Annotated in this window: 15 protein-coding genes; 14 read left to right on the top strand and 1 reads right to left on the bottom strand. The window is 62.0% G+C overall.

Annotation, left to right across the window (positions count from 1 at the left end; translation table 11 throughout):
• Positions 1–13: 13 nt before the first annotated feature.
• The 12 genes from rpmF to WMW70_RS05795 all read left to right on the top strand — a co-directional run bounded on the left by rpmF (position 14) and on the right by WMW70_RS05795 (position 9,556).
• The gene (rpmF, locus tag WMW70_RS05850; RefSeq protein WP_305624858.1) at positions 14–196 is read left to right on the top strand and encodes a 50S ribosomal protein L32; all 183 of its coding nucleotides are present in this window, start codon (positions 14–16) and stop codon (positions 194–196) included.
• A 3-nt stretch (positions 197–199) separates the two neighbouring features.
• The gene (plsX, locus tag WMW70_RS05845) at positions 200–1,210 is read left to right on the top strand and encodes a phosphate acyltransferase PlsX (RefSeq protein ID WP_341436581.1); all 1,011 of its coding nucleotides are present in this window, start codon (positions 200–202) and stop codon (positions 1,208–1,210) included.
• A gap of 104 nt (positions 1,211–1,314) precedes the next feature.
• Entirely contained in the window at positions 1,315–2,253 is a 939-nt protein-coding gene (gene fabD, locus WMW70_RS05840; RefSeq protein ID WP_341436580.1) for an ACP S-malonyltransferase, read from the top strand.
• A gap of 15 nt (positions 2,254–2,268) precedes the next feature.
• On the top strand, positions 2,269–3,012 hold the full coding sequence (gene fabG, locus WMW70_RS05835) for a 3-oxoacyl-ACP reductase FabG (protein WP_341436579.1): 744 nt from the start codon (positions 2,269–2,271) through the stop codon (positions 3,010–3,012).
• Between the two features lie 198 nt (positions 3,013–3,210).
• Positions 3,211–3,444, top strand: coding sequence for an acyl carrier protein (gene acpP, locus WMW70_RS05830; RefSeq protein ID WP_058066290.1), 234 nt, complete (start codon positions 3,211–3,213; stop codon positions 3,442–3,444).
• A gap of 105 nt (positions 3,445–3,549) precedes the next feature.
• Positions 3,550–4,794, top strand: a complete 1,245-nt coding sequence (fabF, locus tag WMW70_RS05825; RefSeq protein WP_341436578.1) for a beta-ketoacyl-ACP synthase II — start codon at positions 3,550–3,552, stop codon at positions 4,792–4,794.
• A complete protein-coding gene (gene pabC / locus WMW70_RS05820; protein ID WP_341436577.1) occupies positions 4,794–5,609 on the top strand; it encodes an aminodeoxychorismate lyase in 816 nt (271 codons plus the stop codon). Before fabF ends, pabC begins: the two co-directional genes overlap by 1 nt.
• A gap of 3 nt (positions 5,610–5,612) precedes the next feature.
• Positions 5,613–6,665, top strand: coding sequence for an endolytic transglycosylase MltG (gene mltG, locus WMW70_RS05815; RefSeq protein WP_341436576.1), 1,053 nt, complete (start codon positions 5,613–5,615; stop codon positions 6,663–6,665).
• A gap of 9 nt (positions 6,666–6,674) precedes the next feature.
• Complete coding sequence (gene tmk, locus WMW70_RS05810; RefSeq protein ID WP_341436575.1) at positions 6,675–7,310, top strand: dTMP kinase; 636 nt, start codon at positions 6,675–6,677, stop codon at positions 7,308–7,310.
• A complete protein-coding gene (locus WMW70_RS05805) occupies positions 7,303–8,289 on the top strand; it encodes a DNA polymerase III subunit delta' (RefSeq protein WP_341436574.1) in 987 nt (328 codons plus the stop codon). Before tmk ends, WMW70_RS05805 begins: the two co-directional genes overlap by 8 nt.
• A 35-nt stretch (positions 8,290–8,324) precedes the next feature.
• Positions 8,325–8,681, top strand: a complete 357-nt coding sequence (locus tag WMW70_RS05800) for a PilZ domain-containing protein (protein WP_325510092.1) — start codon at positions 8,325–8,327, stop codon at positions 8,679–8,681.
• Positions 8,682–8,773: 92 nt separating this feature from the next.
• Positions 8,774–9,556 carry a TatD family hydrolase gene (locus tag WMW70_RS05795; RefSeq protein ID WP_341436573.1) on the top strand — a complete coding sequence of 261 codons (783 nt, stop codon included), beginning with the start codon at positions 8,774–8,776 and terminating at the stop codon, positions 9,554–9,556.
• Between the two features lie 244 nt (positions 9,557–9,800).
• On the opposite strand, the gene WMW70_RS05790 is transcribed toward WMW70_RS05795, so the two are convergent.
• Positions 9,801–10,934, bottom strand: a complete 1,134-nt coding sequence (locus WMW70_RS05790; protein WP_341436572.1) for an aminotransferase class V-fold PLP-dependent enzyme — start codon at positions 10,932–10,934, stop codon at positions 9,801–9,803.
• Positions 10,935–11,009: 75 nt separating this feature from the next.
• On the opposite strand from WMW70_RS05790, the gene WMW70_RS05785 reads away from it, so the two are divergent.
• Both WMW70_RS05785 and WMW70_RS05780 read left to right on the top strand, forming a co-directional pair.
• The gene (locus WMW70_RS05785; RefSeq protein ID WP_341436571.1) at positions 11,010–11,648 is read left to right on the top strand and encodes a TetR/AcrR family transcriptional regulator; all 639 of its coding nucleotides are present in this window, start codon (positions 11,010–11,012) and stop codon (positions 11,646–11,648) included.
• A 79-nt stretch (positions 11,649–11,727) separates the two neighbouring features.
• A complete protein-coding gene (locus WMW70_RS05780) occupies positions 11,728–12,696 on the top strand; it encodes a GTP 3',8-cyclase MoaA (RefSeq protein ID WP_341436570.1) in 969 nt (322 codons plus the stop codon).
• Positions 12,697–12,699: the final 3 nt, after the last annotated feature.

Here is a 12,699-nt window from a genome sequence, read left to right as displayed (position 1 = left end):
GAGTTAATTAGTTATGGCTGTTCAGCAGAACAAAAAATCCCGTTCCGCCCGTGACATGCGTCGTTCCCACGATGCCCTCGAAGGCAGCACCCTGTCCGTCGAGAAAACCACCGGTGAAGTTCACCTGCGTCACCACGTATCGCCAGAAGGCGTTTACCGTGGTCGTAAAGTGATCGACAAGGGCGCTGACGAGTAAATCTTGTCCGCTCCGATCATCGCGATTGATGCAATGGGTGGGGACTTCGGTCCCCACTGCATTGTTCCGGCCTGCATTGCCTGTCTGGCCGAATACCCCTCGCTGCACCTGGTCCTCGTCGGCCAACCCTCTCTTCTCGAACCTTTGATTGCCCGTTACCCGGGTGTCGATCGTGCGCGCCTGCGTGTCGAGCCGGCGTCTGAGGTGATCGAGATGGATGAGCGGCCGGCGCAGGCCTTGCGCAGCAAGCCCGATTCCTCGATGCGGGTGAGCCTGGAGTTGTTGCGCAGCGGCGCGGCCCAGGCCTGCGTCAGCGCCGGCAATACCGGGGCCTTGATGGCCCTGTCGCGCTATGTGCTGAAGACCCTGCCCGGCATTGATCGTCCGGCCATGGTGACAGCTATTCCAACGCAGACGGGTTTCTGTCATTTGCTCGATCTGGGTGCCAATGTCGACTGCAGCGCCGAGCACCTCTATCAGTTCGCGGTGATGGGCTCGGTCACCGCCGAGGCCCTGGGCACGGTGCGTCCTCGGGTGGCGTTGCTGAATATCGGCACTGAAGACGTCAAGGGCAATCAGCAGGTCAAGCTTGCGGCTAGCCTGTTGCAGGAGGCCGAGGGCCTGAACTATATCGGCTTTGTCGAAGGCGACGGCTTGTACCGCGGCGAGGCCGATGTGGTGGTCTGCGACGGCTTTGTCGGCAATATCCTGCTCAAGTCCAGCGAGGGGCTCGCCAGTATGATTGCCCTGCGCATCGAGGCGCTGTTCAAATCCAGTCCGGCGGCGCGTCTGGTGGGCTTGCTGGCATTGCCGCTGCTGCGTCGCCTGAGGGGTGATCTGGCCCCGGCGCAGCACAATGGGGCGAGTTTTGTCGGCTTGCAGGGCATCGTGGTGAAAAGCCATGGTTCTGCCGGTCCCGACGGTTTTAAAAGCGCCATTCGCCGAGCTTTGGCGGAGATTGAGGAAAATCTGCCGCAACGCTTGCATGGTCGCCTGGGCGATCACTTGCTTTAGGATGTGACCGCGACGGTCGGCCTGTCATCCAACTGTCAGTTTGTTGCGCTTGGCTAGGCTAGGTGTAAATTTCCGACGATCAAGATCATTAGGAACAGGTTTCCATGTCTGCATCTCTCGCATTCGTCTTTCCGGGTCAGGGCTCGCAGTCCCTGGCGATGTTGGCCGAGCACGGCGCACAGCAGCCGTTGATTCTCGATACCTTCGCCGAGGCCTCCGAGGCCCTGGGTTATGACCTCTGGGCGCTGACCCAGCAGGGCCCTGAAGAACAACTCAATCAGACCGACAAGACCCAGCCGGCGATCCTGGCTGCCTCTGTAGCGCTCTGGCGCTTGTGGCTGGCCGAGGGCGGTGCACGTCCGGCCTTTGTCGCCGGGCACAGTCTGGGTGAATATTCCGCCCTGGTCGCTGCTGGTAGCCTGTCTCTGGCGGCCGGCGTGAAGCTGGTCGAGCACCGTGGGCAGTTGATGCAGCAGGCCGTGCCTGCCGGGCAGGGCGGCATGGCCGCCATTCTCGGGCTGGACGATGCCGATGTACTGGCCGCCTGCGCCGAAGCGGCGCAAGGTGAAGTGGTCAGTGCGGTGAACTTCAATGCCCCGGGGCAGGTGGTGATCGCCGGTGGTGCCGCCGCCGTGGCGCGCGCCATTGAGGCCTGCAAGGCGCGTGGTGCCAAGCGTGCCATGCCGCTGCCAGTGAGCGTGCCTTCGCACTGCGCGTTGATGCGCCCGGCGGCCGAACGCTTTGCCGAGGCGGTGGCGGCCATTGACTGGCAGACCCCGCAGATTGCCCTGGTGCAGAACGTCAGTGCTGCGGTGGTTACCGATCTTGAAAGCCTCAAGCGCGATTTGCTGGCGCAGCTGTACAGTCCGGTTCGCTGGGTCGAGTCCATGGTCTGCCTGGCGGGTCAGGGTGTCACCGATCTGGTCGAGTGCGGCCCAGGCAAGGTGCTATCCGGTTTGAACAAGCGCTGCGTCAAAGGTATCAATACCCATAACCTGGACACCCCGGACGCCTTCGCTACCGCGCGGGCGACCTTGGTCTGATTAAGGAGAAACGCTATGAGCCTGCAAGGTAAGGTTGCATTGGTCACTGGCGCGAGCCGTGGCATTGGCCAGGCAATTGCCCTGGAACTGGGTCGTCAAGGCGCTGTGGTAATAGGGACCGCGACCTCCGCTTCGGGGGCCGAGCGTATCGCCGAAACCCTGAAAGCCAATGGCATCGAAGGTGCCGGCCTGGTGCTGGATGTCAGCAATGACGAGTCGGTTGCCAGCACCCTCGAGCACATCCAGCAACATCTTGGTCAGCCGTTGATCCTGGTCAACAACGCCGGCATCACCCGCGATAACCTGATGCTGCGGATGAAAGACGACGAATGGTTCGACGTCATCAACACCAACCTGAGCAGTCTGTACCGGCTGACCAAGGCCGTACTGCGCGGCATGACCAAGGCGCGTTACGGGCGCATCATCAATATCGGTTCGGTGGTCGGAGCCATGGGCAACGCCGGCCAGGTGAACTATGCTGCGGCCAAGGCCGGGCTGGAAGGTTTCGGTCGTGCGCTGGCGCGTGAAGTGGGTTCGCGGGCAATTACCGTGAATGCCGTAGCGCCTGGTTTTATCGACACCGATATGACCCGTGAACTGCCGGAAGCGCAGCGTGATGCGCTGCTTACCCAGATTCCGCTGGGCCGTTTGGGGCAGGCCGAAGAGATCGCTAAAGTGGTCGCTTTCCTCGCTTCCGATGGCGCGGCTTACGTCACAGGGGCTACTATCCCTGTGAACGGCGGGATGTATATGAGCTAAATGTGACGGATGCCTTCAGAAAACTGTCATAGATGCTGTCTAAAATCCGTTATAAAGCTGCAACAGGTTTATAGACAGATCGTTGAAGTGTTCTTGGGGGCACCCCGGCATTCAGCTTGAAATGCTAAAAACCCTTTCTATACACTTGGCCGCAGATACAGTGGCCTGGATTTGTCCCATTAGGAGTGAGAACAACGTATGAGCACCATCGAAGAACGCGTCAAGAAAATCGTTGCCGAGCAACTGGGCGTTAAGGAAGAAGAAGTCACCAACAGCGCTTCCTTCGTCGAAGACCTGGGTGCCGACTCCCTTGACACCGTTGAGCTGGTGATGGCTCTCGAAGAAGAATTCGAGACCGAGATCCCGGACGAGCAAGCTGAGAAGATCACCACCGTTCAGGAAGCCATCGACTACGTTACCGCACACGCGTAAACGCAATCGTCGTTTTCCGACTCGGAAAAGCCGCACTCCCTTCTCGGGTGTGCGGCTTTTCTTTAAGCGCATTGCAAGCGTTGCAAACTAGAAAAGGAGATTGCTGTGTCGCGTAGACGCGTCGTGGTTACCGGTATGGGCATGTTGTCGCCGCTGGGTAACGATGTGCCGAGCAGTTGGCAGGGCATTTTGGCCGGGCGTAGTGGTATCGGCCTGCTTGACCATATGGACCTTTCGGCCTTTTCCACCCGTATCGGTGGCTCGGTCAAGGACTTCGATGTCGAGCAATACCTGACCGCCAAAGAGGCACGCAAACTCGATTTGTTTATTCAGTACGGTCTGGCCGCGAGCTTTCAGGCGATGCGCGATTCCGGGCTGGAAGTGACCGATGCCAATCGCGAGCGTATTGGTGTGGCCATGGGTTCGGGTATTGGCGGCCTGACCAATATCGAAAACAACTGCAAGTCGTTGATCGAGCAGGGCCCGCGGCGCATATCGCCGTTCTTCGTGCCGGGCTCGATCATCAATATGATTTCCGGTTTCCTGTCGATCCACCTCGGCTTGCAGGGCCCCAACTACGCCATCGCCACGGCTTGTACCACCGGTACCCACTGCATTGGCATGGCGGCGCGCAACATCATGTACGGCGAGGCCGACGTCATGGTAGCCGGCGGTGCCGAAATGGCCGCCTGTGGTCTGGGGCTGGGTGGCTTCGCCGCTGCGCGGGCCATGTCGACCCGCAATGATGACCCGACCCGGGCCAGTCGCCCCTGGGACAAGGACCGTGATGGTTTCGTCCTGTCCGACGGTGCCGGTGCCCTGGTGCTGGAAGAGCTGGAACATGCCAAGGCCCGTGGCGCGCATATCTATGCCGAGCTGATCGGCTTTGGCATGAGCGGCGACGCCTACCATATGACTTCGCCGCCGGACGACGGTGCAGGCGCGGCGCGCTGCATGGTCAATGCCTTGCGTGACGCAGGGCTGAATCCCGAGCAGGTGCAGTACATCAATGCCCATGGCACTTCGACTTCGGCCGGCGACAAGGCGGAAGTGGCGGCGGTGAAGTCGGTGTTCGGCGAGCATGCCTACCAGCTGGCCGTCAGTTCGACCAAGTCCATGACCGGCCACCTGCTCGGCGCGGCCGGTGCGGTGGAAGCGATTTTCAGTGTGCTGGCCATCCGTGATCAGGTCGCTCCGCCGACGATCAACCTGGATACCCCGGACGAGGGTTGTGATCTCGACTTCGTCGCGCATCAGGCCAAGGCCATGCCGATCGAGGTGGCGCTGTCCAACTCCTTCGGTTTCGGCGGTACCAATGGCTCGCTGGTGTTCCGCCGGTTCGCCGACTGATGCTGAGCTGGATCGACGGCCAGCCGGCCGAGCTGCTATCCATCCAGGATCGTGGTTTGGCCTATGGCGATGGTCTGTTTGAGACCATCGCCGTTACGGCGGGTCAACCTTCCTTGCTGGAGCGTCACCTGGCGCGGTTGACTGAGGGGTGTGCGCGTTTGCACATCCCGCTCGACCTGCCACTGCTCAGGGCCGAGTTGCTGGCGTTCAGCCGGCAACTGGGCGATGGCGTGGCCAAGCTGATCCTGACCCGGGGCGACGGTTTGCGCGGCTATGCGCCGCCACAACCGGCGCAACCGCGACGCCTGCTGCTGGGCAATCCCAAACCGAGTTATCCGGCCGCCCATGCTGCGCAGGGGGTGCGTCTGTTTCCTTGCGCCACGCGCCTGGCCGAACAGCCTGTGCTGGCCGGCTTGAAGCACCTCAATCGTCTCGAACAGGTATTGGCGCGGGGCGAGTGGCGCGACGCCGAGCATGCCGAAGGCCTGATGCTGGATGGGGCGGGGCGGGTGATCGAGGGGGTGTACAGCAACCTGTTTATCGTCAGGGATGGGGTGCTGATCACCGCGGACCTGTCGCGCTGTGGGGTGGCCGGGGTGATGCGCGCCGAGTTGCTGGCCCAGGCCGCGGCGCAGAGCATCGAGTGCCAGGTGCGCGATATCAGCTACTCCGAATTGCTGGCCGCCGACGAGGTCTTTCTCTGTAACAGCGTCTATGGCGTCTGGCCGGTGCGCAGCCTGCTCACGCATGACTGGCCGCTCGGCCCGCTCACCCGTAAACTGCAGGTTATTGCCCGCGATCTACTGGACTGCTGATTCGTGATACGCAAACTTTTGCTGCTGCTGGAAGGCGCGGTGCTGCTGGCTGGCCTGCTCGTGGCGTTTATCGCCTGGCAGCAGCATACGGCCTTGCACCAGCCCCTGAAGCTGTCCGACGAGTACCTGGTCGAGGTGGCGGCCGGCGCTACGCCTGGTGGGGTGCTCAATCGCCTCGAGGCCGATGGCGTGCTCGACGGTGCCCTCTGGTTACGCTTGTACTGGCGCTTCAATCTGCGCAACCAGCCGCTGCACAGTGGCGAATACCGGCTGACGCCCGGCCTCAAGGCGCTCGACATGCTGAGCATGTGGCGGCGTGGCGAGGTGCTGCAGTACAGCCTGACCCTGGTCGAAGGCTGGAACTTCCGCCAGGTGCGCGCCGCCCTGGCCCGGGAAACCCGCCTCGAGCTGACCTTGAGCGAGCTGAGCGATGCGCAGCTGATGGAGCGTCTCGGCCTGCCGGGGCTCAACCCGGAGGGACGTTTCTTTCCCGATACCTACAGATTTGTCCGTGGCATGAGCGACTTCGACCTGCTCAAGCAGGCCCACGCTCGCCTGGAACTTGTGTTGGCCGAGGAGTGGGCGCAACGTGCCGAAGGCTTGCCGTACCGCGAGCCTTACGACGCCCTGATCATGGCCTCGATGATCGAAAAGGAAACCGGCGTCCCTGAGGAACGGGGCGAAATCGCCGGGGTCTTCGTGCGCCGCCTGCGTATCGGCATGCGCCTGCAAACCGATCCCACGGTGATCTACGGCATGGGCGAGCGCTACAACGGCAGAATCACCCGCGCCGACTTGCGCGAGCCGACTGCCTACAACACCTACACCATCGACGGCATGCCGCCGACCCCCATTGCCCTGGTTGGCCGCGAGGCGATCCATGCCGCGCTCAACCCCGTCGATGGCAGCAGCCTGTACTTCGTCGCCCGTGGCGATGGCAGTCATGTATTTTCCAACAGCCTTGAGCAGCATAATCAGGCGGTCCGCGAGTATCAGCTCAAGCGGCGCGCCGACTATCGTTCGAGTCCTGCCCCCGTAGCGCCCAATAATCAGTAAGGACAGTCTGTGAGCGGTTTGTTTATCACCCTGGAAGGTCCCGAAGGCGCGGGCAAGAGTACCAATCGCGATTACCTGGCCGAACGCTTGCGCGCCCAGGGTATTGATGTGCTGCTGACCCGCGAGCCGGGCGGCACGCCCCTGGCGGAGCGGATTCGCGAGTTGCTGCTTACCCCCAGCGACGACGAAGACATGGCCGCCGACACCGAGTTGCTGCTGGTCTTCGCGGCTCGCGCCCAGCATCTGGCGCGGGTTATCCGCCCGGCACTGGCGCGAGGCAGTGTGGTGCTCTGCGATAGGTTTACCGACGCCACCTATGCCTATCAAGGCGGTGGTCGCGGCTTGTCCACTGCGCGTATTGCCGCCCTGGAAGACTTTGTCCAGGGTGCGCTGCGTCCGGATCTGACCCTGATTTTCGATCTGCCGATCGAAGTGGGGCTGGCGCGGGCGGCCGCCCGTGGGCGGCTGGACCGGTTCGAGCAGGAGGGGCGCGAATTCTTCGATGCGGTGCGCGGCACCTACCTGCGGCGTGCTGCCGAGCAACCGCAACGCTACCGTATTCTGAATGCCGCGCAGTCGCTGAGTCAGGTGCAGCATGCCCTGGATACACTGTTGCCGGAATTGCTGGAGCTGCACCGTGGCTGAAGCCTACCCCTGGCAGGAGGCGCTCTGGCAGCAGTTAGCCGGGCGTACGCAGCATGCTCACGCCTACCTGCTGCATGGCCCGGCCGGGATCGGCAAGCGTGCCCTGGCGGAACGCTTGATGGCGCGTCTGCTCTGCCAACAGCCAGCCGGCCTGGACGCCTGCGGCCAGTGCAAGTCCTGCCATCTGCTGGCGGCTGGCACCCACCCGGACAATTACATCCTCGAGCCGGAAGAGGCGGACAAGGCGATCAAGGTCGATCAGGTGCGTGACCTGGTCAGTTTCGTGGTGCAGACCGCGCAACTGGCGGGGCGCAAGGTGGTGCTGGTCGAGCCGACCGAGTCGATGAACGTCAATGCCGCCAACGCGTTGCTGAAAAGCCTGGAGGAGCCCTCCGGCAATACCGTGCTGCTATTGATCAGCCATCAGCCCAGTCGTCTGTTGCCAACCGTGAAGAGCCGCTGCGTGCAGCAGGCTTGCCCACTGCCAAGCGAGGCGATGAGCCTGGCATGGCTGCAGCAGGCGTTGCCGGACTGTAGCGCTGAAGAACATCACGAGTTGCTGTTCCTTGCCGCCGGTTCGCCGCTGGCTGCGGTAAAGATGCATGAGCAGGGCGTCAGCGCCCAGCGTGCGCAGGTGGTGGACGGGGTGAAGAAGCTGCTCAAGCAGCAGATCGCCCCCAGCCAACTGGCGGAAAGCTGGAATGCGGTGTCCCTGCAGCTGCTGTTCGACTGGTTCAGCCAGTGGTCGCAGTTGATGTTGCGCTATCAGTTGACCCACGATGAAGAGGGGCTGGGCCATGCCGATATGCGCAAGGTGGTGCAATATCTGGCGGACAAGACCGCGCAGGCCAAGGTGCTGAAGATGCAGGACTGGTTGCTGGCGCAGCGGCAGAAAGTCATGGGCAAGGCCAATCTCAACCGTGTCTTGCTTCTCGAAGCCTTGCTGGTGCAGTGGGCAAGCCTGCCCGGACCGGGCTAGAATCGGTCATTGAGTCATAAATTCAGGAATGCCGCATGAGTCTGCCTCCTAACTTGGGCCCGCGTAACGGGATCTTGTCCCTGACCATCAAGGACAAGTCCGTGCTCTATGCCGCTTATATGCCCTTTATCAAGAACGGCGGCCTGTTTATCCCGACCAACAAGAACTACAAGCTCGGCGATGAAGTGTTTATGTTGCTTAACCTGATGGATGAGCCGGAGAAGATCCCGGTCGCTGGCAAGGTGGTCTGGATCACGCCCAAGGGTGCCCAAGGCAACCGCGCCGCGGGTGTCGGCGTGCAGTTCAACGATGGCGACAACAGCGCCCGCAACAAGATCGAAACCTACCTGGCCGGTGCGCTGACCTCGGATCGCCCGACCCACACGATGTAATAGCCGTAAGCGACAAGCCATCCGCTGCAAGCTGGAAGCGACAGGCTCTGAGTTTGTGGCTTGGTGTTTGCGGCCTGAAGCTTGAGGCTCCCATGCTTATCGATTCCCACTGCCACCTCGATCGTCTCGACCTGGCCGCCCATGGCGGTTCGCTCGATGCGGCGCTGACTGCTGCGCGGGCGCGCGGCGTCGGTCATTTTCTCTGCATTGGCGTCAGCGCGGACAATGCCGCGGCGGTCAAGGGGCTGGCCGAGCGCTATGCCGACGTCGACTGCTCGGTGGGCGTGCACCCTCTGGACCTCGAACCCGGTGCTGCACCGGCCCTGGACTGGCTGCTGGCCGAGCTAAACCATCCACGGGTGGTGGCCATTGGCGAAACCGGCCTGGACTACCACTATGAGCCGGAAGCGGCCGAACTGCAGCGACAAGCCTTTCGCCTGCACCTGCAGGCCGCTCAGGTCACCGGTAAACCGGTGATCGTGCACACCCGTGAAGCCCGCGCCGATACCCTGACCCTGCTACGTGAGGCCGCCTTGCCGCAGGCCGGTGTGCTGCATTGCTTTACCGAAGACTGGGACATGGCCAAAGCCGCGCTGGATCTTGGTTTCTATATTTCCCTGTCCGGCATCGTCACCTTCCGCAATGCCGAAGCGCTGCGCGAAGTGGCGCGGCAAGTGCCGGCCGACCGTCTGCTGGTGGAAACCGACGCGCCTTACCTGGCCCCGGTGCCGCATCGTGGCAAGCCGAACCTGCCGGAGTATGTACGGGATGTGGCCGAGTACCTGGCGACACTGCGCGGCGTCGATTTCGAGCAGTTTGCCGAACAGACCACGAGCAACTTCAAGCGTCTTTTCCCTTTGGCCAGAGTCGCCTGAGCTCGCTTCTCTGTGCGTCGTCTGGAATCGAAGACAAAAAAAACCCGGGCTCTGGGGGATGAGTCCGGGTTAAGACCATTAGGAGTAAATCAAGATACGCGGTCCACGGTACCTTGCCTGGCGGGGCGCTTGGGGGGTACGCCGCACACCAGTACTCCTCAGTATTGGTGAAGATTGCCGATAGTCCAGGCCACTTGGCGGCATTCTTAAACGTATTTGGAATACTCGCCGCGCTCTTGAGTCCTCAAGCTGTCGCCAGCTGGTGCAGCAGCTGCAGGGTTTCCTCTATAACTTGGGCCTGTGTATAGAAATGTGGCGACAGGCGGACTCCCGCCCCGCGTTGGGCGCAGATTACCTGTTGATCTCTCAGCTGCTGGTACAGCGTCTGGTTTTCCCAACCGTCGAGGCTAAAAGTGAGGATGCCGGCGCGTCGCAGTGGATTCAGCGGGCTGTGCAGGCGACAGCCGGGAATCGCCTGCAGGCCGACCTGCAGCCATTGCATACGCTCCTGCAGGGCGGCTTCGACCTGATGCATGCCGACCTCTTCCAGCAGCGACAGGCTGGCCTCCAGGGCCATGGTGCCGAGCATATTCGGGCTGCCGCACTCGAAGCGCCTGGCGCTGCGTGCCGCTTGCCAGTCGGTGCGCTGGTAATCGCCGGCGTGTTCGAGCATATGCCAGCCGTATTCGTGCAGTTTGAGCTGTTCGCGCAGATCACTACGGCAATAGAACACCCCCAGCCCTTCCGGGCCGAGCAGCCATTTGTGGCCGTCGGCCATGGCGAAGGCGCACTGGCTGCTCTGTACATCGAAGGGCAGGGCACCGAGTTGCTGGATAGCATCCACACAGAACAGTACGCCGCGCGCCTGACAGCCCTGACCCAGGCTCTGCAGGTCCAGGCGCAGGCCGCTGGCGTATTGCACTGCGCTCACCGACAGTAGGCGGGTGCGCGGGCCACAGGCGGCGAGCAGGGCGTCTTCGGGAGCGTGGCCCTTGAGGCTGACCTGCACCACTTCGACGCCAAAACGGCGCAGGGCCTCCCACACCACCCGGTTGGAGGGGAACTCCTCGTCGCTGATCAGCACCTGGTCGCCCGCTCGCCAGTCCAGGCCGAAGGCGACAAAGGAAAGCGCCTCCGATGTGTTCTTGACCAGGGCGATATCGCCACAAGAGGGGGCGTTGAGCAGGCGCTGCAGCCTTTCGCGCAGGCGCTGCTCGGTTTTCAGCCAGTTGGGATAGTCGCGGGCCCCTGTTTGGGCATTTTCCCGGGCAAAGCGAGTGACCGCCTCGACCGCTCGTTGGGGCCAGGGTGAAACGGCTGCGTGGTTGAGGTAACGCAGGCCGGGAAGTTGCGGAAACTCGTCATGAACCGCGTGCATGGTCGGATGATCCGTGCAATTTGCCGTTAGTTAGGCATAATACTCGCCTTCGATTTTTGACCATTTAGTCCCTTTATGCATAAAGAACCCCGCAAGGTCCGTGAGTTTCGCCGCCGCGAACAGGAAATTCTCGATACAGCGCTGAAACTCTTCCTCGAACAGGGCGAAGACAGCGTGACCGTGGAGATGATTGCCGACGCCGTTGGTATTGGCAAAGGCACCATCTACAAGCACTTCAAGTCCAAGGCGGAGATCTACCTGCGCCTGATGCTCGACTACGAGCGCGACCTGAATGAGCTGCTGCACTCGTCTGATATCGACCGCGACAAGGAAGCTTTGTCGCGGGCCTACTTCGAGTTTCGCATGCGCGACCCGCAGCGCTACCGCCTGTTCGACCGCCTGGAAGAAAAGGTGGTCAAGGGCAACCAGGTGCCGGAGATGGTCGAGGAGCTGCACAAGATTCGCGCCTCCAACTTCGAGCGCCTGACCCAGCTGATCAAGGGCCGCATCGCCGAAGGCAAGCTGGAAGACGTGCCGCCCTACTTCCACTATTGCGCAGCCTGGGCGCTGGTGCACGGTGCCGTGGCGCTGTATCACTCGCCGTTCTGGAGCAATGTGCTGGAAGATCAGGAAGGCTTCTTCCAGTTTCTGATGGATATCGGCGTGCGCATGGGCAACAAGCGCAAGCGCGACGCCGACACTCCGCTTAGCTGAGGTATTCAGCTGTTCGATAACGAATCTGCTGCGCTGGCGGCGACCCTATACTCGGCGCTCACCTTCGCTGGAGTCTTGCATGATCGTTGATCGCCAGGGCAGGCGCTTTCGCAACCTGCGCATCAGCCTTACGGCTGCCTGCAACTATGCCTGCACCTACTGCGTGCCCGACGGCAAGCGCCTGGTGGCAGCGCAGGATGAGCTGTCGGCGGAGGCCATGCTGCGTGGCGTGGCCTATCTGATCGAGGCGGCGGGTATCGAGCGGCTGCGTATCACCGGTGGCGAGCCGCTGGTCAGCCCTAAACTGGACGCCTTTTTGCGTGGCGTCAGCCAGCTCGGACTGGCTGATATCAGCCTGACCAGCAACGGTCAGCTGTTGGCGCGCAAGCTGCCGCTGCTGCTGGAGTGCGGCATGCGGCGGTTGAATATTTCCCTGGATACTCTGGACGCCGAGGCCTTTCGCACGATTGCCCGCGGCGGCGATCTGGCCACAGTACTCGATGGCCTGCAGCAGGCGCGGGCGTCAGGTATGCAGATCAAGATCAATATGGTGCCGCTGCGCGGGCAGAATCTCGATCAGGTGCTGCCGCTGCTCGATTACTGCCTGACCAACGGCTTCGAGCTGCGCTTTATCGAACTGATGCGCATGGGCCATCTGGCTCGCGATGGCAACGGCTTCCTGCGCCAGTTTGTCGGCATGCCGGAGCTACTGAGCATGATTGGCCAGCACCATACCTATACCCAGGCCGTCGCACCGCTGGATGCCACGGCGCTGCGCTATGAAATCCCCGGGCAGGGCTTTTTCGGCGTGATCGCCAACGAGAGCGTGCCGTTCTGCCGCACCTGCTCGCGCCTGCGCCTGTCCTCTACCGGCTGGCTGCATGGTTGCCTGTCGTCGAGCAATCGCCACTATGTCGGCGACCTGCTCGACAAGCCGCGCCATCAGGCACTGCCAGCCCTGCAAGGGCTGCTGGTCAAGGCCCTGGGCGACAAGCAGGATGTAGCCTTTTCCGGCGGCGCGACCGTGATGAAGATTATTGGTGGCTAAGAC

The organism is Pseudomonas sp. XK-1, from assembly GCF_038069885.1.
Lineage (GTDB): Bacteria > Pseudomonadota > Gammaproteobacteria > Pseudomonadales > Pseudomonadaceae > Aquipseudomonas.
This window is presented reverse-complemented; position numbering and strand designations above follow the sequence as displayed.